The sequence below is a fragment of the Halorubrum lipolyticum DSM 21995 genome (assembly GCF_000337375.1).
Taxonomy (GTDB): domain Archaea; phylum Halobacteriota; class Halobacteria; order Halobacteriales; family Haloferacaceae; genus Halorubrum; species Halorubrum lipolyticum.
In genome coordinates, this window is record NZ_AOJG01000007.1 from 54,461 (window position 1) to 77,148 (window position 22,688).

Consider the following 22,688-nt stretch of genomic DNA (forward strand, 5'->3'; position numbering starts at 1 on the left):
CGCGTCAGTTGATCGACGGAGTACATTGGTGGTGGCCGGGGGAGTCGGTGTCCGGCGCTACCGCCCTCGACGTAATGTATATGCGCCGGATAATCGCGAGCTGCCGGACGAGACGCCGGTGATCCCGGCCGCGTCTCCCGCCGCGTCACTCACGTTTCCGCCCGTCTCCGCGTCTCCGCCGCCCGCCTCAGTGCCCCCGCTATCGAGGCCCGTGTCCCCGCCTTCGCCGTCCTCACTGCCATTGCCGTCGGTCGCTATCCCGCTCTCGAGGTAGTAGAGGTCGAACCCGCCGTTGTCCCGGACGTGGTGGAGCCCGGGCTCCGAACCGAGCGCTTCGAGGGACGCCCGCGAGTAGCGGAACTCGCGGTAGGCGATCGTCTCCCGTTGCACGTCCCGGGCGGTCACTCCGAAGTACAGATCGCCGGGGGGCGAGTCCAGCTGCAAGCGGAGCTCCGCGTCCGTGTACGTGGAGTTCCCGTTCGCGGCGGGCGGTCGTTCCCCGGGCGAAAGGGCGTCGAACTGCCGGCCCGGTCCGGACCGGATCCCGCTCCACTGCACCGCTCCGTCCCGATATTCGATCGCGTTTTGGTACCCGTTGACCTCCTGGTCGGAGACGTGCGAGGACGGGAGGTAGATGTACGGCGACGGGAACACCGCGACGAGCGAGACGACGAGCGCGACCACGAGCACGACGACGGCGATCGGGCGCGCGATCGACCGCCAGTCGCGCGGCAGGAGGTCGCCCGCCGCGTGGAGCCCGACCGCCCCGATCACCGTCACGAGCGTCACCGCGAACCCGAGGTGTCTGAAGAAGTACTCCGAGACGTCGCCGAGGAAGTGCAGCAGGAAGAACGGCCCCAACACGAGCCCCGCGTAGCCGAAGTAGGTCACGACCGACCGCCCGCCGTCCGGGGAGCCGTCCCGCAGGGTCAGGAACGAGTACGCCACGGCCCCGAGCGCGGCGGCCGAGTAGACAGCCGGGACGAGGAACAGCTTGGCGAACAGCTCCGGGAGCCCGGCGCCGACCCCCTCGGCGGAGTCGCCCGTCTCCGCGACGGCCTGTCCCGCCACCTGCGTGCCGAAAACCGTCCCGTACGCCGAGTCGAGGACGTTGCTGCCGGCGACGAACACCTGCCAGTGGCCGAGCGACCAGACGGCCCAACAGACCGCCGTCACGGCGACGACGCCGGTCAGCGGGCGGACCGCGGCCATCGGGTGGTCCGGGGCCCGGCGCGTGTACAAGCGGTGGACGACGGCGATCGTCCCGATCAGGATCACGACGTTCAGGTTCACCTGCGGGTGGATCAGCAGCGACGCGAGACAGACGCAGAGGAGGGTGCCGTTCAGCCCGCCGAGCCGGTCGACCGTCGAGAGCCCCTCCCGGTCGCTCCGCAGGAACCGCACCAACAGGTAGAGCACCACCGGTAGGAACATCACGCCGAGCGAGTAGGTGTGGAACATCAGGCGCGTGCTGACGTTGTTGAACGCCAGCAGCATGAACCCGGAGAAGGCCGCGATCACGGCCGCTCCGGGGGTGTCGACAAGCGCCCGCACCGTCAGCGGCACGAACAGCACGTACACCCCGACGAGCACCGCGACGAACAGCAGCATGGCGCGGGCCGTCTCCAACCCCGCGGCCTCGGCGAGCAGCCCCGCCGACCCGTGACCGCCGGGGTAGAACAGGTCCCCGAACGACAGCCGACCCGTCCGCAGGTCCACGGCCCATCCGAGGTGCGTCATCGGGTCGCCGCTCCCGTGGAAGCGGTAGCTCCGGACCGCCGGCAGTCCGCTGATAAGGACCGTCGTCAGCCAGCCGAGCAGCACCCCGATCCCGGAGAGCCGGTCCCGCGGGTTCATCACGCAAACCGCGCCGGCCGCCGCGAACGCGACCAGCGCGCCCGCCCAGAACGCCGTCGGCGTCGCCCGGTAGATGGATATCTCGTACCCGGTCGCGGGCGCGTTCCAAGCGGCCAGCGTCCCGACGGCGATCCCCAGAAACCCGACGGCGAGGACTGCCTTGCGGAGGTCGCGCCGCCTCTCGTCGCGCCCGCCGCGGGAGTTTCGTGCCCGGTAGCTCATCTGCCCCGACGAAGGGGGTTCCCCGGCTTCGTTAGATGCGGAATAACCCCGTCCCGCGGGCGTCTCCGCGGCGACCGCCGACGGCGGCGGACCGCGCTCACGACGCCCCCTCGGCGAGACACGACGCGTACACCTCCCGGAGCTCCGCGGTCACGACCTCCCAGGAGTACCGCTCGGCGACCAGCTCCCGGTTCGTCCGTCCCATCCGCGCGGTCGACTCCGGCTCCGCGATCAGCTCGCGGATCGCCTCGGCGAGCGCGTCCGCGTCGCCCGGCGGCACCGTCCGGCCGTTCTCCGGACCGACCGTCTCCGGGATGCTCCCCACCGTCGTCGAGACGATCGCGTTGCCGCCGGCCATCGCCTCGAGGATCGCGATCGGCAGCCCCTCGGCGTGGCTCGGCAGCACGTAGACGTCGCCCGCCGAGAGCAGCGCCCGCTTCTCCGACTCCGAGACGTATCCGGCGACCGCGACGTGAGGGCGGTCGGCCGCGAACCGCTCGACCGCGTCCGAGTACGGGCCCTTCCCCGCGATCGTCGCGTGATACGGCGGCGAGTCGGTCTCGTCGAGCGTCTCGAGCGCGTCGAGGAACTCGCTCACGCCCTTCCGCTCGATCAGGTTCGAGAGGAACACGACGTGGAGGCCGTCGGTCGCGCGCTCATCGTTCGCCAGGTCGTCGTCGTTCTCCCCCTCGCCGTCCACCGCGTCGTCTTCGCCCTCGGCGTCGTACTCGGACGGGTCGACCGCGTTCGGCACGACCGCGACCGACGCCGGGTCCACCCGGCGCGAGACCGCCTCCTTCCAGTACGTCGAGAGCACGATGACCCGACAGGCCGCGTCGAAGACGAGCGACTGGTAGGCGCCCAGCAGCCGGGAGTCGGTCCGGACGAACTCGTCGAACGAGGAGCCGTGGACGTGTAACACGACCGGCCGGCGCCACGCGTACCGGCCGAACAGCACGTAGAACGACTCGCGGACGAACGAGTAGTCGTGCGAGCAGTGGACGTGGACGAGGTCCGGCCGGTCGCGGACGACGAACCGCGCCGCGTCCGCGACGGCCTTCGCGGCGGCCGCGACGAACCACCGCGTCCCCGAGCCGTCCGGGGAGGCGACGTTGTGCAGCGCCGTGTCGCCCGCGAGGTGTTTCCGCTGCTCGGTGATGTACTGGCCCACTCCCCCGGTGGCGCCGCTCGACGCCCCGACGACGAGCAGCCGGCCCGGCCTCCCAGCGGCGCGCCGGCCGTCCGCGGGGCCGTCGTCGGGCACCGCGACGGCGTCCGGCGCCGGCGAACCGTCGCCGGCTTCCCCCGCGTCGTCGCCGGCTTCACTCGCGTCGTCGGCGTCCGGTTCCTCGAACGCGCCGCGTGCGAGGCGGTCGAGGGCCCCCGCGACGGCCGCGATGACCGTGGCGGCAGTCCCGGTCACGGCGACCGCGGCGGCGACGGCGCCCGCCGCAGTGCTCGGGAGCGATCGGGGGCTCACGGGCGGTCCTCCGCGGTCCGCAGGAGGTACTCGCTCAGCGCCAGACACATCCACGCCTGGCTCCAGCGGATGTACGGCGTCCTGTCCGTCAGTGCGCGCCCGATCCGGCGGTAGAAGTAGCCGTCGGGGTCGTACAGGTGCTCGAGGGACCACCCGAGGACGCGGCGTGTGACCTCCCGGTCCGCCGGGTCGTCTCGACGCGTGAACGTGATCAGCGCCTGTGCGGCCGCGTGGGCGTCGTACGGGTGCGACCGGTCGTGCTCGAACTTCGGCGCGCCGTCCGGCTCGAAGTGGTGCTCGCGGTGGAACGCCATCCCGCGCTCGTAGGCGCGGCGCGCGGGGTGGTCGGGCGATCGGCCCTCGGCGTACCGAGAGAGGCTCTCGAGGACGAACCCGGTGTGGAAGTTGTCGTACCCCAGATGGGAGTCCGACGCGGGGACGGAGTAGTGCCACCCGCCCTCCTCGGTCTGTTCGTCGATGACGAACTCGACGAGCCGCTCGCCGCGGTCCCGGAGGGCGTCGTCACCGACCGCGTCGGCGACGGCGAGCAGGTGATCGCCCGCGAGCGCGTTCGCGTTGACCGCCACGTACGAGTCGTAGGGGGTGTAGCTGAGCGCGTCGTACTCGCCCACGCGCACCGTTTCGAGGTCCTCGAGGAGGAACGACGCCGCGCCGCGCGCGATCGAGAGCGACCGCTCGCTGCCGGTCAGTCGGTGGTGACGGAGGAACGCGCGGGCGCAAAACACCGTCACGACGCCGCAGGGGTGCCCCGCGGGGAGGAAGAACTTCGTCGAGTTCTGCCAGTCGAAGTTGTACCCCCACGACGGGCGGTCGAACGCTTCCGAGGTGTGCTCGGCGAGCCAGTCGAGCAGGCGCTCGGCCTCCGCGAGCGAGGCCCGGTCGCCCGTCAGCTCGTACCGGTTCAGGTAGGCGGTCGCGAACAGCCCGATCCCCTTCGGATTCCGCTCGCGCGGCACGCCGAGCGCGGGGCGGAGGTTCACCGGGGAGGCTTGGACGCCGTGGATCGCCACCAGCCGGGCGATCGGCCGTCGCGCGATCGCCGAGAGGATCGGGCTGTTCAGCCCGTCGTACGGGTCGTAGCCGGCGTAGTCCCGGTCGCGAGCCCACCCCAGCGCCGCGTCGAGGACGACCGCGGGGTCGTAGCCGGCGACCGTCGCCCGCTCCTCGCCGTCGGCCCCGGGGGCCCGGAGTTCGTGAACTACCCCACCGAGCCGAAGCTCCGCCGGCTCGGCGGTCGCCCCGTCGTCGGCCCGCTCGGCGGTCGCGGCGGGGGGATCGGTCCCGGTCTCGCCGACGCTTTCGGCGTCGTCGTCGGTCGCTCGCGCATCCTGACCCATCTTGCCGGCGGTTCGGCACCCGCCCGATAAGTTATGCGCCCGTTTCCGGACGCCCTGAGCGGGGTCACCGCCCGTCCGCTCTCGGAGGGCGCTCGTCGAGCACGCCGTCCGTGCGGTCGAGATCCGGGTCGATCGGGTCGTCGATGAGGGCGCGCACCAGCCGGGAGACCTCCCGACGGACGCGGATCGACCGGTCGAGGTCCGGCTCGGTCTCGACGCCTCCCGCGGGCGCCAAGTGGTCGACGATCTCGTCGGGGTCGCGGGAGTGGAACACCATCCCGTCGGCGACCATCTGCCTGTCGACCGAGAGGAGCGGTCCCGGGAAGAAGGAGACCGCCGGCTTCCCCATGCACGCCGCCTCCCGGGCCATCGTCCCCGATCCGGTCAACATCCCGTCGGAGTGCCAGGCGAGCTGGAGGCCGTTGAGCGCGCCGTCCGGGACGTACACCCGGTCGTCGTCGAACGGCTCCGCGTGCGGTCGGTCGGCGGGGCGCCGCGGCAGGTAGACGACGTTCGTCCCGGCGTCGCGGAGCGCCCGCAGCAGCGCCGGCACGAGCGTCTCCGACTCGTCCACGTACGCGGCGCCGAGCGCCTCCGGCCGGACGACGACGTAGCGGTCGAACGGGAGCGCCTCGGTGAACGACTCGTCGGGCTCGAAGTTCGCGACGTAGATGTCCTCTTTGTACCCGTCGTAGGTGTGGATGCGGTCCGGGTCGACCCCCCAGCGGGTGAGCTCCGAGGTCCGGAACGCCGACGGCACGACGTGCCGGGTGGCGTACGACCTGAACCGACAGAAGAGCCGCTCGACGAGCGGCGTCTCGGCGTACGCGGTGATGTCGTTGTCCGAGAAGTGGATCGACGGCATCCCCCTCGCGCGCGACGCCAACACGCACATCGCGTTCCTCGCCGACAGCGAGACGTCCGCGCTCGGGGCCTGAAACCCGAGCTGCACGGTTCGGAGCGGCACGCCGATCGTCCGGAGCGCGACGTTGTCGAAGTCGCGCCCCACCAGCTCGAACTCGAAGCCCGCCTCCCGCGCGAGCGCGGCCGTCTCCGTCTTCCGCCGGACCGAAGTCCGGAACCGAACGTCGGTGATGTCCGCCAAGAGCCCCTCGAAGAACAGCGGATGAGAGGGGCTCGCGAGGTCCAACCACGCTGTCGTCTCCCTCATGAGCGGTCCGTCGCCGACGGTCCGTCGCCGTCCGGCGTTCCCTCCGTGGCCCTCCGCCCGGGCGGGTCGCGTGACCCGTGGGTCGGAGGCGGTCCGAACGCTTCCTGCGCGCGTCGTGAGTGGTTACGATCCATGTGTGAGTTCCGTCTCCTCGGTATCCGACCGGTTCGACTGCACTGTCGGCCCGTCGGGTCTTTGTTATCCCTCGCCTTTCGACCGCCGGCGGGACGCCCCGGGACGGGAGCGCGGCCGGCGTCGCGACTCCCCTCGACGCGCCGTCGCGTTCGGGAGACGCCGCCGGAGCGCGGTCGAGCTCCGACAGACCTCTCGTCGGGCGTTATAGTCGCGTTACCGACGCCCCTCGCGGCGTCAGCCGCCCGGGCCGCGGTCGACCGGGAGCCAGACGTGTACCGACCGGTACGCGCTGTCGCGGCCGGGGTTCTCGGGCGGCTCGTCGACGTACAACAGATAGGTGAGCCGGATGTCGTCGCCCGCGATCGGCGGCGAGACCTCGTGAGACCGCGTCGTCGTCGCGCCGGGCTCGACGGTCAGACCGAACTCGTCGGTGCGCACCACCTCCGAGACGCCCCCGTCGCTGACTCGTTCGAACTGGGCGACGACGCGGTACGTCGTGGCGGTCCGCTCCCGGTTCTCCACCTGCAGTTGGAGGGAGATCGGTTCGTCGACCGTCGCGTCCGTCGGGTAGTCGCCCGCCACGAATTCGCCGTCCCGCTCGGTGCCGACCGCGAACTCGGTGTAGGACGTCCCCTCCTGTGGCGCGGCGAACGCGACCCCCGCCACGGCGACCGCGACGAGCACGCTCGCGGCGAGCGCGACGTTCACGGCCGCGGTGCGCGTCGAGCCCTCGACGGTCCCGGCCCGCGCCGCATCGAGCCACCTGCCGAGGGGGACGACGAAGCGGTCCCCCTCCGGGAGCGCGCTCCGCCTGACCGCGCCGACGAGGGTCGCGCCGGTCGCGATGGCCGCGGCGACCGGGACGATCGGACCGCCGAGGTCACCGAGGGCGACCCCGAACGCGAGCGCGAGCAGCGGCAGCAGCGCGACGCTCAGTCCGAACGAGAGCGCGGCGCGTTCGACGAGGCCGAGCCGCGGCACCTCGACGGCGCGTCCGTTGAGCGGCGTGCGCCCGACGCTCGGGCGTCCGGGAAACAGGGCCGCCGCGAGCCCGTATCCCGGCAGGAACAGGAGCACGGGAGCGACGACGACGAGCCGGAGCGCCGGGGGGACCTGCGCCGCGAGCGCGACGGCTCCCGCGGCGTAGCCCGCGACCGCGACCACGTCCCACGTGAACAACCCGCGCATCGAGACGCTCACGCCGAGACGCCCCCGTCGGCGACCGACTCGTCCGGTTCGCGACCCGTCACGTCGGAGACGGCTCGGCGTCGCCGTCGTCACCTCCGATTCGGTTCGCGCCGACGAGTGCGGCGTCCCGGTACACCGCCCGCGTCCGGTCGGCGATCCGGCCCCAGTCGAGCCGTCGGGCGACCGCCCGGTTGCGCCGCCCCATCGACCCCAGTTGATCGGCGTCCGCCACCGCCCGGCGGAGCGCGTCGGCGAGCCCCTCGGGCTCTTCGGGGTCGTACAGGTGCCCGCCCGCGGAGCCGACGAGCCCCGGGAGACAGCCGAGTTCGGGCGCGACCACCGCCCGTCCGAACGTCATCGCGAGCACGGCGCTGCCGGAGGTCAGGACCGAGTCGAACGGGAGCACGACCGCGTCGGCGGCCCGCATGTATCGCTGGACCTCGTCGTCGGGGACGTACTCGAGGACCGCCCGGATCCTGTCGTCGCCGTCGCACGCCGCGCGGACCTCCCGGTCGAGGGCGTCGCTCCAGGGGTTCCCCACGACGAGGAGCCGCGCGTCGAGGTCCGTCTCTCGGAACGTGTCCGCGAGGGACGGGACGTTCTTGTACGGCCGTATCAGGCCGAAGTACAGCAGCACCGGAACGTCCTCGGGGAGGTCGAGGCGCCGACGCGCCTCCTCACGCGTCACGTCGTCAGGGTAGACGCCCGCGAAGTTGCCGTGGGGGACGACCCGGATGCGCCTCGCGACGCGGTTCGGCAGCCCGTACGTCTCGCGGACGGACGCCGCCGCCGCGTCGCAGTGGACGACGAGCCGGTGGACGACCGCCGCCAGTCCCCGCCTGACCGCGAGCTCGACGCGTGGCGCACGCCGCTCGTGGTCGGCGAGGTTGTGAACGGTCCACACGAGCCGCGCGCCCAGCGCCCGCAACACGCAGGCCTCGAAGAGGAGCCTGACGCCGAGGGCCGCGGCCAACACGGCGGGGAACCGCCGCTCCGTGATCAGGAACCGGTGCGCCCAGTGGAGGTGCACCACGTCGGGAACGCCGTGCCGGCGGGCGGCGGACAGGAGCGGGAACGCCCCGCGGACCGCGACGGGCGTGACGTCGACATCGCGGTCCGCGAGGGCGTCGATCAGCTCGGACTGGTACGGGTTCGACTCCGTGTAGTCGGGACACATCAGCACGCGGACCCGATCGCGCTCGGCGTCTGCCGTGCGGTGGTCGGCGTCGACCGTGCGGTGCTCGGCGTCCGTCATGCGTTACGACCGCGCGGACGGTCCGCCGCGCCGGGGGCGCGAGAACTGACACGGTACATCGGTGGAGCCACGATGACGCGAGCTAAGCCGTCGACCGATATTGTTAGGCGGGAGTTGATTGCCGTCGGCGCGGGCCGAGAGTCCGCTTCGGCCGTCGACGATCCCGGACGGGCGTCGGCGGCGGTGGCCGGCGGAACGGCCGATTGCCGTCGGAGCGAGCGGTGGCCGTCTCTGCTAGAAACCGTTATGTACTCGTTAGCAAACCCGTCGCACGTGCACAGTCGGGGTGATGCGATTCGAACACGAACGGATCGACGACGACCCCCCGTGCGGGCGGCTCGGCTTCTGCCTCACGACCGACCTGACCGGGAACGGCCGCCCCGACGTGGTGGTCGGCGGGATGGGGTCGACGAGGCCCGTCACCGTCCTCGGGAAGCGGATCAAGCTCCGTCTGCTGCCGGTCGTGGGAGCGGCGATCGAACGCCTCGAGTCCAACGTGTTCTGGTACGAGAACCCGGGGTGGGAGCGACACGAGGTCGCCGACTGCCCGGACCTCTCGGTCGGCGCGTCGCTCGGCGACCTTACCGGCACCGGCCGACCGGACCTCGTCGTCGGACAGAACGACGGCACCGGTCTGTACTGGTTCGAAGTCCCGCCGGACCCGCGGGAGCCGTGGACCCGACACCTGATCACCGACGCGTTCCGGAAGTACCACGACGCGGCGGTCGCCGACGTCGACGGCGACGGGGAGCCGGAGGTGGTCGTGTGTTCACAGCTGAGCCAGGTGGTCTGTTACTTCGACGTTCCCGACGATCCCCGGGCCTCGCCGTGGCCCCAGGAGTGCCTCCACGTCGTCGCCGCGGGGCTGAACGTCGAGGGGCTCTCCGTCGCCGACCTCGACGGCGACGGGGAGTCGGAGATCGTCGCCGGTCCGAACGTGTTCCGCCGCGGGCCCGACGGCGGCTGGGACCGCGAGCGCCTCGGCGACGACTGGGAGTGGACGCGGGTCGCCGCCGCCGACCTCGACGGCGACGGGGAGTCGGAGATCGTGCTGACCGAGGGCGACCTGCCGTATCACGGGGACCGCCTCGGGCGCGTCGGCGTCTTCGACCCGCCGGACTGGGACGTGACCGTGCTCGACGACGACCTCTTCTGCCCGCACACGGCCCAGATCGCGGACTTCGACGGCGACGGCCGACCCGACCTCCTCGTCGGGGAGATGGGCCTCGCTGACAACGACGACGCCCGGCTGTTCGTCTATCGGAACCGCGGCGCGGACCTCGACAGTGACGCCGGCTTCGAGCGCGTCGAGATCGGACGGGGGGTCCCGACCCACGAGGCGAAGCCCGTCGATCTCACCGGCGACGGTGCCCTCGACGTCGTCGGGAAGTCGTACGGCCCGGACGCGCACGTCGACGCCTGGATCCGTCGCGACTGAGCGCTTCCGACTCGGTACGGAGGTCCCGCGGTGGTCTCGCGGTGGTCTCGCGATCGCTCGCTACCGATCGGACGCTCGCTACCGATCGGACGCTCGCTCCGAGCGCTCTCGGGGCTCGCGGTCAACGGTCCCCGCTCCGCGTTCCGCCTCGCCGTCCGCCTCGTCTCCGAGCTCGCGCTCCAGCGCGCGTTCGAACTCGTCCTCGCTGAGCTCGTCTTCCATGTACCGCCGCTGAAGCCGCTCTACCGGGTCCTCGTCGACGACGTCTCGGCCGGCGTCCCGTTCTCGCGACTCGGCCGCCCCGTCGACTGACAGCGTGCGAACCCCGACGTAGGCGAGGACGAGAACCGCCGCGAGCGGCAGGAGCACGAACAGGAACGGCGCGATCCCGGGTCCGGCCGCGCCGCCCATGCCGCCCATCATTCCCATCGACCCCGCTCCGGTCGTCGCGACCGTGGGTCCCGCGGTGGGAACGCCGACGAGGAGCGCGGCGAGCGCGAACGCCCCGAGCGCGGTGAGACCGACGGCCGCCGCGACCCGTCCGCCGTGGCCGATCGTAGTCATGTGTAGTAGTTACACTGCTATACATATATGAGGAGCGCCCGATCCCGTCGGCTCGGATTCCGACCGGCTCACTTTTTGAACTCCGCGCCCGAACCGGCCCCCATGCAGGCACGCCACATCGACCACGTCAACCTCCGGATCCCCGCCGACGGCGTCGACGACGCCCGGGAGTTCTACGGCGAGCGGCTCGGCTTCGGCATCGAGGACGGGCCGTACGCGGCCGGCGAGAAGCCCTTCTTCGACGTGCGGCTGTCGGCGACCGCCGTGATCCACCTGTGGCCGACCGACGAGTTCGAGCCGCCGACGGCGACGAACTACGACCACGTCGCCGTCGTCGTCGAGGGCTCGGCCGACGAGCTCGAGGCCGAGCTGGACGCGGCGGGCGTCGAGATCGAGAAGTCGCTCGACGAGCCGCTCGGCGCGGTCGGCGAGTCGCCCGCCGTGTACGTCCGGGACCCGTTCGGGTACCGGGTGGAGCTGAAAACGGCGGTATAACGGAGACAACACGAACGGTTGTACTTTTAAGAGGACACGCACGCGACATATCGAGAAGATGGACGAGGAGACGGTGTCAGGATACGTCGCACGCTCTCAGTCGCTCGTCGAGTCGTCGCCGCAAATGGACGAGCAGAACACACGGGCGCGACTGATAGACCCATTTATAAGAGACGTTCTCGGCTGGGATTTCTATTCAACATCGATCGAGATGGAGTACTCGGTCCAGATGGGATCGACGAAAAAGAAGGTCGACTACGCACTATTCACCGACGGATCGCCGGCAGTGTTCGTCGAAGCGAAAGGCTGTGACACCACTATCACGGAGTCGCACGCCGACCAGCTCCGGAGCTACATGCGACAGGAGTGGGTCGACTGGGGGCTTCTCACGAACGGAAAGTCGTACCACATCTACCGACTCAAAAAAGACGGCAACAAGCCCGACGTGGAATTCCTCCGACGCATCGATCTGTCCGACCTCACGGCAAACGACTGGCTGCTCGCCGCGCTGTCCGAGGAGTCGATCCGGTCGGGAGCATCAACGGAGATTTACCAGCGTGTCGAACGCCGCCGGCAGGCGATTGAGACGCTCACAGAACAAAAAGCGGGGGTCGCCGAAGCGATCCGCGAGACTGTCGTCGACCGCGTCGGCGAGGTGGTCTCTCAGCCGGCGGAGTCGCTCTCGAAAACGTTCGTCGACGATCTGATCGCGGAGTTGGAAAGTGATCAAAACAACAGCAACACCGACGCGAGTAACTCTGCACAGCCGAAAACTGAATCGGATCGTAGCGAACAGACCGGCGTCGATGATCTGTCCGGTGCGTACGTGGTCGAAATCGCTGATCAAACGGACTCAAACCTGTTCAGCGACGACAGTCAAGCCGACCTCATGGGGATCGTCGTCGACCACCTTATCAGAGACCACGACCTGATCGACGCGTATGCCCCGCTCCCGTACGTTCCCGGCAAGAAGATTGCAATATTAAACGACGAACCGACGCATCCGTCAGGCGAGGAAATGCGGTTATATCGTGCGGTTGGTGGCGACTACTACGTGTACACCTCGCTGAACAAGGGCGACAAGAAGCGCCACCTCCGCGAGTTCGCTAACGCCTGTGGCGTCGATATCGACTTCGACGGCGAGTGGTAACTCCCACCCCGAACCAGTTCGCCCCACCGAGCAACCCTCGCTCCGTTGCGTCCGTTTAAGACCCCCGAGTTACAGATACGAGTATGAGCGAACAGCAGCCGCGGTCGGAGGGAGCGGGCTCCCGGGACCGCGACGACGCGGACCGGTTCGCGGGCGAGAAGGACGAGAATCTGCGAAGCAGAGACGTGACGGAGGGGGCGGACAAGGCCCCGCACCGCGCGATGTTCCGGGCGATGGGGTTCGACGACGAGGACCTCTCCTCGCCCATCATCGGCGTGCCGAACCCGGCGGCCGACATCACGCCGTGTAACGTCCACCTCGACGACGTGGCGGACGCCGCGATCGACGGGATCGACGCGGCGGGCGGGATGCCGATCGAGTTCGGGACGATCACCATCTCCGACGCCATCTCGATGGGGACCGAGGGGATGAAGGCGAGCCTCGTCTCCCGCGAGGTGATCGCGGACTCGGTCGAGCTCGTCTCCTTCGGCGAGCGGATGGACGCGCTCGTGACGGTCGCGGGCTGCGACAAGAACCTCCCAGGCATGCTGATGGCGTCGATCCGCACCGACCTCCCGTCGGTGTTCCTCTACGGCGGCTCGATCATGCCCGGCCAGCACGACGGCCGCGACGTGACCATCGTGCAGGTGTTCGAGGGCGTCGGCGCCTACGCCGAGGGCGACATGAGCGGCGAGGAGCTCGACGACTTAGAGCGCCACGCCTGCCCCGGCGCGGGCTCCTGTGGCGGAATGTTCACGGCGAACACGATGGCCTCCATCTCCGAGGCGCTCGGGATGGCGCCGCTCGGCTCCGCCTCCGCGCCCGCCGAGGACCCGGAGCGCTACGAGATCGCGGAGCGCGCCGGCGAGCTCGCCCTGGAGTGTATCGAGGAGGACCGCCGCCCCTCCGACATCCTCTCGCGGGAGTCGTTCGAGAACGCGATCGCGCTCCAGACGGCGATGGGCGGGTCGACGAACGCGGTCCTCCACCTGCTCGCGCTGGCCGCCGAGGCCGACGTGGACCTCTCGATCGATGACTTCGACGAGATCTCGCGCCGCACGCCGAAGATCGCGAACCTCCAGCCCGGCGGGAGCCGCGTGATGAACGACCTCCACGAGATCGGCGGCGTGCCGGTCGTGCTCCGGCGCCTGCTCGAGGCCGACCTGCTCCACGGCGACGCGATGACCGTCACCGGGCGCACCCTCGCCGAGGAGCTGGGTGAGCTGGAGGAGCGCGGCGTGCTCCCCGACGATTCGGAGATCGAGGCCGACTTCCTCTACACCGTCGACGACCCCAAGGAGGAGGAGGGCGCCATCAAGATCCTCAAGGGCAACCTCGCGCCGAACGGCTCGGTGCTGAAGGTGACCGGCGACGACGAGTTCTACCACGAGGGGCCGGCGCGCGTGTTCGAGAACGAGGAGGACGCGATGGAGTACGTCCAGTCGGGCGCGGTCGACTCCGGCGACGTGATCGTGATCCGCAACGAGGGACCGACCGGCGGCCCCGGGATGCGCGAGATGCTCGGCGTCACCGCCGCCGTCGTCGGCGCGGGCCACGAGGACGACGTGGCGCTGCTCACCGACGGCCGCTTCTCCGGCGCGACCCGCGGCCCGATGATCGGTCACGTCGCGCCCGAGGCGGCCGACGGCGGCCCGATCGGTCTCATCGAGGACGGCGACCACGTCACCGTCGACATCCCCGAGCGCGACCTCGCCGTCGACCTCTCCGAGGAGGAGCTGGCCGAGCGCCGCGCGGAGTGGGAGGAGCCGGAACCGCAGTACGAGGGCGGGGTCTTCGCGAAGTACGCCCGCGACTTCGCCGGCGCGTCCGACGGCGCCGTGACGAATCCGAGACTGACCCGCGACTTATAAAGAGTCGAACGAACACCGCCGACCGTTAATAAGCGCTCGCAGACCGTTTTTCCGCTCTCCGTCCCGCCTCTCCTACTCTCCCACCGTCCCGCCGTCGGTGTGCGCCGTCCGGACGGACTCGGCGCGCCAGACGTTGCTCCGGCGGCCGGCCCGCGACAGCTCCATCTTGACCACCGAGCCCACCGGGAGGTCCGCGACGCGGTCGCGCGCGTCCTCGTCGGCGTACTCGACGACGTGGAAGGTCTCGTTGCGCGGATGTGCACGTACCGTGGTGCAATCGTGATCGTTCTGCTCGGAAATGACGGTGTACGCGTTGGGTCCGGACATCATAATCGGTTATTCTTGGACATCCTACTTCAATACTTCGTATATTCACTACAGTCGTCGATCAGGTGGTAATACGAATATAAGGTGTATAGAAGTCGGAACGAGGCCGCCGACTCACCGAACGACCGTGACGGGCGCCGCGGAGCCTCGAACGATCTTCTCGGCGATGTTGCCGACGAGCAGTCGGTCCGCGAGGCTCCCGCTGTGGCTGCCGATGACGACGACGTCGAACCCCTCGCTCGCGTCGACGACCGACCGCGCCGGGTGGCCGGCCATCACCTCCGTATCGACCTCGATCCCGCTCTCGGCGGCGATCTCGCGGGCGCGGTCGAGGAGGTCGCTGGCCTGTTCTTCCGCCGCCTCCTCGGTGTCGTCGGCGAGCGCGAGCCCGGCCGCGCCCCCCATCATCGACGAGGGCTGGCCCACCACGTGGAGCACGACGATCTCCGCGTCCGGGTGCGCCTCCAGCGCGAACCGCAGCGCGCGCTCCGCCATCTCCGACTCGTCCATCGGCACCAGCACGCGGGATATCATAGGACGACCTACATCCGACGCACGGATAAGTGGTGTGTCCGCACGCATCAGTTCGTGTTCTCTCTGGTCTCCCCGTGTGCCTCCGTTGCAGTTCTCTTCGCGGAGACGAGCCGAGCCGGAACGGTCAGTCGTCGAACGCTCGGTCTCGATCGATAGCGGGAGTCCGTGTCTCAATTCGGTTGATCGACTGTTTATAACTGACCGAGTGGTGTTGTTGTCGGCTGTTTAACTGTCGTCTCGCCGCCGCGCCAGACCAGCACACATATCTCCGCGGATCGCGCACCGAGACGCATGGAATCCAGCCGGTCGGACGACGACCCCGTCGGCGTGGCGCTGTTCGTCGACGGACCGAACGTGTTGCGGGAGGAGTTCGACGTCGACCTCGACGACGTGCGGGTCGCCGCGGAGGCGGAGGGGCAGCTCGTGACGACGCGGCTCTACCTCGACGAGCACGCGACGCCGGGGCTGATACAGGCGGCGGAGGCCCGCGGCTTCGAGGTCGTCGTCACGAGCGGCGACGTGGACGTGAAGCTCGCGGTCGACGCCGCGCGCTTCGCGGCCGAGGGCCGGATGTCGACGCTCGCCATCGCCTCGCGCGACACCGACTTCAAGCCGGTCGTCGAGACCGCGAACGGCTACGGGATCCGGACGCTCGCGATCGCGCCCGGGGAGTTCGGCCGATCCGACGCGCTCCGAAACGCCACGACGGACTCGGTGACGCTCGACGGCGACGAGGACGAGGGAAACGATGAAAACGACGGTTCGTGATCGGCGTCAGAGAGACGGCGCCGTCCGCTAGCGCTCGTCGCGCTCGTCGCTGGGCCGTCGACGCGCCGCGATCCGACCGAGGAGGAGCGCGCCGAACCCCCCGGTGACGGCCGCGAGACCGCCGACTCCGACGGCGGTCGGGAGGAGTCCCGCCCGGGCGACCGCGGCGTCGACGCCGACCCGGAACCAGCCGAGGTCCGGGACGGCGAACAGCGCCTTGGCGGTGATCCACTCCTCGCGGACGACGGGGGCGATCCCGGCGCTCTGGTCGTACTCGCCGTTGGCGTCGCCGTAGGTGACGTACCCGTCGTGCGGGGCGGGACAGGACGCGATCGCCGAGCAGTCGCCGTCGAGCAGCGCGGGGTCGGCCCGCTCCGTCCAGTCCTCGCCGGCGGTCACCGGGAAGGCGATCCGGTGGAGTATCGGTCGATGGCCGTCGTTCGGCGGGTTGAACACGACCACGTCGCCGGCGCCGCCGAGGCGCGTCGGCGCGCCGGGCTCCGTCGCGCCGACGAGCCCGCCCCACGGGAACCGGTCCGTCGACGTGACCGCGACGAGGTCGCCGCGCTCGACCTCCGGGGCCATGCTCCCGCTCTCGACGGCGACGAAGGGGGGCCACGCGCCCGCGACCGCGGCGACGACGACCGCGACCAGCAGGACCGCGACGGCGGGCGCGAGCAGGTCGGAGGCGTTCCGCGTCACGTGCGGTATCGGGGGAGGAAACGGCTTGAGGCTGTCGGCGACGGGCCCCGCTCACGGGAAGTTTCGAGGGAGTCGCCGTCGCGGTACGGGGGCGGCGTGAGCGGGATGGCAAGACCTTAGGTCCGGCCGAGAGACGGGTTCGGCATGCCTGACCGACGCACTCCCCTTCACGAGGTCCACGAGGAACGCGGCGCGAAGTTCACCGACTTCGGCGGGTGGCAGATGCCGGTCGAGTTCGACTCGATCCGCGAGGAGCACGCGGCGGTCCGCGACTCGCTCGGCGTCTTCGACGTGTCGCACATGGGCGAGATCGAGGTGTCGGGACCGGACGCGACGACGCTGATGAACCGCCTCACGACCAACGACGTGACGGCGCTCGACCCGGGCGACTCCCAGTACGCCGCGATCACGAACGCGGACGGCGTCATGCTCGACGACACGGTGGTCTACCGCCTCCCCGACGGGATCGAGGCGGGCGAGGGCGCCGCGTCCCTCGCCGGGCTCGACCGCGACCTCGACGCCGGCGCCGGCGACCCCGCGTACCTCTTCGTCCCCAACGCGGGCCACGACGAGCAGATGGCGGACCGGTGGGTCGACTACCGGGGCGAGGAGGGGCTCGACGCCGCGGTCGCGAACGCGACCGACGACTGGGCCATGCTCGCGGTGCAGGGGCCGGACGCGGCCGACGCCCTCGACGAGGCGACCCCGACCGACCGGGTCGTCGACCTCTCGAAGTTCGAGGCGACGGTCGCCGCCGTCGACGGGGTCGACGGCTGGGTCGCCCGGACCGGCTACACCGGCGAGGACGGCTTCGAGGTGATGTGTCCGGCCGACGGCGTCGAGACGGTCTGGGGGGCGTTCGTCGACGCGCCGCGCGCCGCCCAGCCCTGCGGGCTCGGTGCGCGCGACACCCTCCGGACGGAGATGGGGTACCTCCTCTCGGGGCAGGACTTCGACCCCGAGACCGAGCCGCGGAGCCCCTACGAGGCCCGGATCGGGTTCGTCGTGAAGCTCGACACCGAGTTCGTCGGCCGCGACGCCCTCGAGGCCCAGAAGGAGCAGGGCGTCGACGAGCGGTTCGTCGGCGTCCGCCTGCTCGAGCGCGGCGTCCCGCGCAACGGGTACGCCGTCACCGACGGCGACCTCACGCGGGTCGGCCAGCTGACCTCCGGGACGATGAGCCCCACGCTCGACGAGCCGATCGGACTGGGGTACCTCCACGAGCACTACACCGAGCCCGGAACCGAGGTGAGCGTCGTCGTGCGCGGCGACGAGAAGCGCGCCGAGGTCGTGATACCGCCGTTTTTGGACCGGTAACCGGGCTTAGCGCTCTCCTTCGACCGCCTCCGCGTGGACGTTTCGAAGCACCATGTACAGGTGCCAGCCGTCGACGCCGAGCCGGTCGGCGAGGGCTCGCACCGCGTCGAGGTACCGGTCGTACGCATCGACCGTCATCGGCTCCGGATAGGGGCCGTCGAGGGCGGCACCGAGGTGAGCGTCGTCGGTCAGCGCGGCGACGACCGCCCACTCGCGCTCGCCGACGACGAACTGCTCGTCCGGGACGAGGAACCACAGCAGTGCGGAGGCGACCGCCACGTCGACGCCCGGTATCTGCGTCAGAGCGTCGAACGCGCGGTGATGCGGGGGGGTCGAGTCGGCGACCGCCTCCGACTCCGCCCCGTCCAGCGCGTCGATCGCGTCCCACATCGCGCCGCGGAGTTCCCGAGGCTCGGCGTCGGAGACGGCCTCCTCGGCCGCGCGCCGCTCCCCGTGGTCGATGTCGGTCACGGCGCGCCGGAAGTACCAGCGGACGACCCACTCAACGTCCCGCTTCCCGTACTCGCCGGCCCGGAACGCCGCCGGGAGCGACTCGATCGCCTCCGCCTCGACCGGGTGAAAGGGGGCCGACTCCCGGTACGCCTCGACGTGGTCGGCGACGCTGTCCTCGACGTCGGCGACGGTGCGGTCCATGTCCCCTCGAACGGCCCCGGCCGACAAAACCGTTCGGCGGCCGCCAGCGATGCAGGCCACCCGCGTCGGCTCGGCGGCCGCTCGCGCCGGCTCCGTCGACCGCCCGCCCCGGCCGCTCGCGTCGGCTTCCGGCGGGAACCACCGACACACTCATTGAGGTGGCATCACAAATCATGACATATGATCGCACGTCGAGGTGAGAGCTATGTCCGCTGAGGACGACGAACCGGTGAAGACCATCTGCCCGTACTGCGGCGTCGGCTGCGGGATCAAGGTGAACCAGGGCGACGACCCCGGCGACGTGAACTTCATGCCGTGGGGCGAGGCGCCCGTCAACGAGGGGCGGGTGTGTATCAAGGGCGGCGCGGCGACCCAGGTCGTCGACCACGAGGACCGACTCACGGAGCCGCTTATAAAAGAAGACGGGGAGTTCCGCGAGGCGACGTGGGAGGAGGCGTACTCGCGGATCGTCTCGGAGATGGAGGGGATCCGCGAGGAGAACGGCCCCGACGCGATGGGATTCTTCGGCTCCTCGAAGACGATGAACGAGGAGAACTACCTCCTCCAGAAGATCGCGCGCCGGTACGGCACGAACAACGTCGACAACTGCACCCGGATGTGCCACGCCTCGACGGTGTGGGCGCTCCGGACGAGCTTGGGGGCGGGCGCGATGACGAACAGCATGGTCGACTTGGAGGAGTCGGCCGACGTGTTCTGGATCCAGGGCGCGAACCCCGGCGAGCAGCACCCGATCGCCAACAGCCAGTACTTCCGGCAGGCCGTCCTGGAGGGCGCGACGGTCATCCAGGTCGACCCCCACGCCAACAAGACCACCCGGTCGTTCGAGATCGGCGAGACCGACCGGCACATGCACCTGCAGGTGAACCCGGGCGCCGACATCCCGCTGCTCAACGTCGTCCTGAAGACGGTCCTCGAACGCCACGAGGAGGAGCCCGACGCGGGCTGGATCGACGAGGAGTTCGTCGAACAGCGCACCGAGGGGTTCGATCACTTAAAAGAGACTCTCGAAGACTTCGACAAGGAGGCGGCCGCCGAGGAGGCCGGCGTCCCGCTCGAGGACATCGAGCTCGCCGCCGAGAAGTACGCGATGGCGAACAACGCGGCCATCTTCACCGGGATGGGGATGAGCCAGCACACCTGCGGCGTCGACAACGTGCAGAACGAGATCAACCTCGCGCTGATCACGGGGAACCTCGGGAAGCCCGGCACGGGCGTCAACCCCCTCCGCGGCCAGAACAACGTCCAGGGGACGAGCGACGTGGGCGCGATGCCGAACGTCCTCCCCGGCTACCAGCTCGTCGACGACGACGAGGCCCGCGAGGGCGTCGAGGACGTGTGGGGGTTCGAGGTGCCCGACGAGCCCGGGCTCACCAACGTGGAGATCTCCCACGAGGCGGGCCGCTCGGTGAAGGGGCTCTACGTGATGGGCGAGAACCCGATCATGAGCGAGCCCGACGGCAACGAGGTCGAGAAGCGCCTCGAGTCGCTGGAGTTCATGGTCGCGCAGGACATCTTCATGACCGAGACCGCCGAGCTCGCGGACGTGGTCCTCCCGGCGACGACGTGGGCGGAGCGCGGCGGCACCGTCACCAACACCGACCGGCGGGTCCAGCGCATGCGCGGCGCCGAGAAGGTCCACGGGAACACGAAACACGACCTCGAGATCCTGATGGAGGTCGGCAGCCGCCTGTTCAGCGAAGACGAGTTCCGCTTCGACGACGTGGAGGCCGTCTTCGAGGAGCTGCGCGAGGTGTGCCCGATCTACCACGGGATGACCTACGACGCGCTCGGCGAGACCGGGCTCCAGTGGCCCTGCTACGAGGAGGGCGACGAGGGCGACCAGTACCTCTACGCGGAGTCGTTCGACACCGAGAGCGGGCTCGGCCAGATCGAGGGCGTCCGCCACCAGCCGCCGGCGGAGGTGCCGGACGAGGAGTACCCGCTGATCCTCACCACCGCCCGGCTCGAGGAGCACTACAACACGGGGACGATGAGCCGGCGCTCGCCGACGCTGGCGCGGCAACACCCGGAGAACTTCGTCGACGTGCACCCGAACGACGCCGAAGAGTACGGCATCGAGGACGGGGACCGGGTGACGCTCCGGTCGCGACGCGGCGAGATCGAGGTGAAAGCGCAGGTGACGGAGGACATCAAGGAGGGCGTCGTCTGGACGACCCCGCACTTCGCGGCCGCCTCCGCGAACCGCCTCACGAACGACGTGCTCGACGAGCGGGCGAAGATACCCGAGTACAAGGCCGCCGCCGCGGACATCGCGGTCACCGTCACCGACGGCGGAGAGCGCGCGAGCCGCGGCGAGACCGAGGCGGAGTCGGGCGACGCGGAGTCGGGCGACGCGGAACCGGCGGACGACTGAGCGATCGCCGTCTCGCGACCGGTTTTTTATCGGACGAGAACGCCTCCAACACTGATTACGACGCCGAGAGAACGCTCGGGTATGGTGCACGCAGACCCGGCGGTCGACGGGGCCGACGCGGCGGACGGACCGGAGTCCGACCTCGCCGTCGCGCGCGCCGCGACCACCCGTCCCATCGAGGATGTCGCGGCCGACCTCGGGCTGACGGCCGACGAGATCGAACCCCGCGGCGACGGGGTCGCGAAGCTCACGCAGTCGGCCGTCCGCTCGGCGACCGCGGGCGAGCCCGACGGGACGACCGTGCTCGTCACCGGGATGACCCCGACGCCGAAGGGCGAGGGGAAGACCGTTACCTCGGTGGGGCTCGGACAGGCGCTCGCCGGGCTGGGGGAGTCCGCGGCGGTGGCGGTCCGGGAGCCCTCCCTCGGCCCCGTCTTCGGGGTCAAGGGCGGCGCCGCGGGCGGCGGGTACTCGCAGGTGCTCCCGATGGAGGCGATCAACCTCCACTTCACCGGCGACATCCACGCCCTCACGGCCGCGCACAACCTGATCGCCGCGACGCTCGACAACCGCCTCCATCAGGGGAACGACGAGGGGATCGACGTGCGCCGCGTCGACTGGCCGCGCGCGCTCGACGTCAACGACCGCGCGCTCCGCGAGACCGTCGTGGGGCTCGGCGGGCCCGCGCGCGGGGTCCCGCGCGAAGACGAGTTCGTCATCACCGCGGCCTCGGAGCTGACGGCCGTCCTCGGGCTCGCGGGGGACCTCGCGGACCTCAAAGACCGGATCGGTCGGATCGCGCTGGCCGAGGACGCCGACGGCGACCCGGTCACGCCGGACGACCTCGGCGTGACGGGGGCCGCGGCGGCGCTCCTCCGCGACGCGTTCCGCCCGAACCTCGTCCAGACCGTCGAGGGCGTCCCCGCCTTAGTCCACGGCGGCCCCTTCGCGAATATCGCGCACGGGACCAACACGCTCGTGGCCGACCGCGTCGGCGCCTCGCTCGCCGACTACCTCGTCACCGAGGCCGGCTTCGGCGCGGACCTCGGCGCCGAGAAGTTCATGCACATCGTCGCCCGCGAGGGGATCGTCCCCGACGTGGCGGTCGTCGTCGCGACGGTCCGCGGGGCCAAGCGTCACGGGCTGGAGATGTGGCCGGCCGACTTCGACGCGCTCGCGGAGACCGATCCCGAGGCGGTCCGGGCCGGCGTCGAGAACGTGCGACGGCACGTCGAGATCGTCGAGTCGTTCGGCGTCCCGGCGGTCGCCGCGATAAACGTCTTCCCGGACGACGCGGAGTCGGAGCTCGCGGCCCTCGAGTCGACGCTTGCCGACGCGGGGGTTCCGGTCGCGCGCTCGACCGCCTACCGCGACGGCGGCGAGGGGGCGACCGGTCTCGCCGAGCTGGTCCGCGAGCGCGCCGGGACCGGGGAGTTCGCGCCGCTGTACGACCTCGACGCCCCGCTCCGCGAGAAGATCGAGACCGTCGCCCGCGAGGTGTACGGCGCCGACGGCGTCGAGTACGTCGACGGCGCCGAGGCGGACCTCGACCGCGTCGAGGCGTGGGGGGACGGCGACCTCCCCGTCTGCGTCTCGAAGACGCCGTACTCCCTCGCGGACGACCCCTCGCTGACGGGCGTGCCGGAGGGGTGGACGCTCACCGTCCGCGAGGTGTCGCCGTCGGCGGGCGCCGGCTTCGTCGTCGTCAAGACCGCGGACGTGATGACGATGCCGGGGCTCCCCGCCCGGCCGGCCGCAGAGGATATCGACGTCGACGCCGACGGGAACGTGACGGGGCTGTTCTGAG

General features: G+C 70.6%; 19 protein-coding genes. 8 read left to right on the top strand and 11 right to left on the bottom strand.

All coding sequences use genetic code 11. The features are described from left to right. Positions 1 to 57 precede the first annotated feature (57 nt). From C469_RS02535 to C469_RS02560, 6 genes are all read right to left on the bottom strand, one after another. Positions 58 to 2,079, bottom strand: a complete 2,022-nt coding sequence (locus tag C469_RS02535; protein ID WP_008003588.1) for a hypothetical protein — start codon at positions 2,077 to 2,079, stop codon at positions 58 to 60. A 97-nt stretch (positions 2,080 to 2,176) separates the two neighbouring features. Continuing rightward, positions 2,177 to 3,559 (bottom strand): glycosyltransferase family 4 protein, encoded by a 1,383-nt coding sequence (locus C469_RS02540; protein WP_008003589.1) that lies wholly within the window; start codon positions 3,557 to 3,559, stop codon positions 2,177 to 2,179. Then, the gene (locus tag C469_RS02545; RefSeq protein WP_008003591.1) at positions 3,556 to 4,917 is read right to left on the bottom strand and encodes a hypothetical protein; all 1,362 of its coding nucleotides are present in this window, start codon (positions 4,915 to 4,917) and stop codon (positions 3,556 to 3,558) included. The genes C469_RS02540 and C469_RS02545 overlap by 4 nt, the downstream gene beginning before the upstream one ends. A 64-nt stretch (positions 4,918 to 4,981) precedes the next feature. Continuing rightward, a complete protein-coding gene (locus C469_RS02550; protein WP_049910949.1) occupies positions 4,982 to 6,088 on the bottom strand; it encodes a DUF354 domain-containing protein in 1,107 nt (368 codons plus the stop codon). 369 nt (positions 6,089 to 6,457) lie between these two features. Beyond that, entirely contained in the window at positions 6,458 to 7,423 is a 966-nt protein-coding gene (locus C469_RS02555; RefSeq protein WP_008003596.1) for a DUF1616 domain-containing protein, read from the bottom strand. 46 nt (positions 7,424 to 7,469) lie between these two features. Continuing rightward, positions 7,470 to 8,666, bottom strand: a complete 1,197-nt coding sequence (locus C469_RS02560; protein WP_008003597.1) for a glycosyltransferase — start codon at positions 8,664 to 8,666, stop codon at positions 7,470 to 7,472. A gap of 289 nt (positions 8,667 to 8,955) precedes the next feature. Here C469_RS02560 and C469_RS02565 point away from each other — a divergent pair, with 289 nt between their 5' ends. Then, positions 8,956 to 10,104, top strand: coding sequence for an FG-GAP repeat domain-containing protein (locus tag C469_RS02565; protein WP_008003599.1), 1,149 nt, complete (start codon positions 8,956 to 8,958; stop codon positions 10,102 to 10,104). 78 nt (positions 10,105 to 10,182) lie between these two features. Here the strand turns inward: C469_RS02565 and C469_RS02570 are convergent, their stop codons facing one another. Beyond that, positions 10,183 to 10,668: a hypothetical protein gene (locus C469_RS02570; RefSeq protein ID WP_008003601.1), complete on the bottom strand. Its 486-nt coding sequence runs from the start codon at positions 10,666 to 10,668 to the stop codon at positions 10,183 to 10,185. Positions 10,669 to 10,770: 102 nt separating this feature from the next. On the opposite strand from C469_RS02570, the gene C469_RS02575 reads away from it, so the two are divergent. From C469_RS02575 to ilvD, 3 genes are all read left to right on the top strand, one after another. Further along, positions 10,771 to 11,163 carry a VOC family protein gene (locus C469_RS02575; RefSeq protein ID WP_008003602.1) on the top strand — a complete coding sequence of 131 codons (393 nt, stop codon included), beginning with the start codon at positions 10,771 to 10,773 and terminating at the stop codon, positions 11,161 to 11,163. A gap of 58 nt (positions 11,164 to 11,221) precedes the next feature. Then, positions 11,222 to 12,313: a type I restriction enzyme HsdR N-terminal domain-containing protein gene (locus C469_RS02580; protein WP_082230088.1), complete on the top strand. Its 1,092-nt coding sequence runs from the start codon at positions 11,222 to 11,224 to the stop codon at positions 12,311 to 12,313. Between the two features lie 83 nt (positions 12,314 to 12,396). Further along, on the top strand, positions 12,397 to 14,184 hold the full coding sequence (gene ilvD / locus C469_RS02585; protein ID WP_008003605.1) for a dihydroxy-acid dehydratase: 1,788 nt from the start codon (positions 12,397 to 12,399) through the stop codon (positions 14,182 to 14,184). A 72-nt stretch (positions 14,185 to 14,256) separates the two neighbouring features. Here ilvD and C469_RS02590 read toward each other — a convergent pair whose 3' ends face one another. After that, a complete protein-coding gene (locus C469_RS02590; protein ID WP_049910962.1) occupies positions 14,257 to 14,511 on the bottom strand; it encodes a hypothetical protein in 255 nt (84 codons plus the stop codon). A 114-nt stretch (positions 14,512 to 14,625) separates the two neighbouring features. Next, complete coding sequence (locus C469_RS02595) at positions 14,626 to 15,045, bottom strand: universal stress protein (RefSeq protein ID WP_008003608.1); 420 nt, start codon at positions 15,043 to 15,045, stop codon at positions 14,626 to 14,628. A gap of 291 nt (positions 15,046 to 15,336) precedes the next feature. Between C469_RS02595 and C469_RS02600 the strand changes: the two genes are divergently transcribed. Beyond that, on the top strand, positions 15,337 to 15,813 hold the full coding sequence (locus C469_RS02600) for an NYN domain-containing protein (protein ID WP_008003610.1): 477 nt from the start codon (positions 15,337 to 15,339) through the stop codon (positions 15,811 to 15,813). A gap of 27 nt (positions 15,814 to 15,840) precedes the next feature. Here the strand turns inward: C469_RS02600 and C469_RS02605 are convergent, their stop codons facing one another. Next, positions 15,841 to 16,515 (bottom strand): S26 family signal peptidase, encoded by a 675-nt coding sequence (locus C469_RS02605; protein WP_008003612.1) that lies wholly within the window; start codon positions 16,513 to 16,515, stop codon positions 15,841 to 15,843. A 144-nt stretch (positions 16,516 to 16,659) separates the two neighbouring features. Here C469_RS02605 and gcvT point away from each other — a divergent pair, with 144 nt between their 5' ends. Continuing rightward, a complete protein-coding gene (gene gcvT / locus C469_RS02610; RefSeq protein WP_008003614.1) occupies positions 16,660 to 17,832 on the top strand; it encodes a glycine cleavage system aminomethyltransferase GcvT in 1,173 nt (390 codons plus the stop codon). Between the two features lie 6 nt (positions 17,833 to 17,838). Here the strand turns inward: gcvT and C469_RS02615 are convergent, their stop codons facing one another. Continuing rightward, positions 17,839 to 18,486 (bottom strand): hypothetical protein, encoded by a 648-nt coding sequence (locus C469_RS02615; RefSeq protein WP_008003617.1) that lies wholly within the window; start codon positions 18,484 to 18,486, stop codon positions 17,839 to 17,841. 205 nt (positions 18,487 to 18,691) lie between these two features. Here C469_RS02615 and fdhF point away from each other — a divergent pair, with 205 nt between their 5' ends. Both fdhF and C469_RS02625 read left to right on the top strand, forming a co-directional pair. Further along, a complete protein-coding gene (gene fdhF, locus C469_RS02620; protein WP_008003619.1) occupies positions 18,692 to 20,881 on the top strand; it encodes a formate dehydrogenase subunit alpha in 2,190 nt (729 codons plus the stop codon). A gap of 81 nt (positions 20,882 to 20,962) precedes the next feature. Next, complete coding sequence (locus tag C469_RS02625) at positions 20,963 to 22,687, top strand: formate--tetrahydrofolate ligase (RefSeq protein WP_008003622.1); 1,725 nt, start codon at positions 20,963 to 20,965, stop codon at positions 22,685 to 22,687. Position 22,688 lies beyond the last annotated feature (1 nt).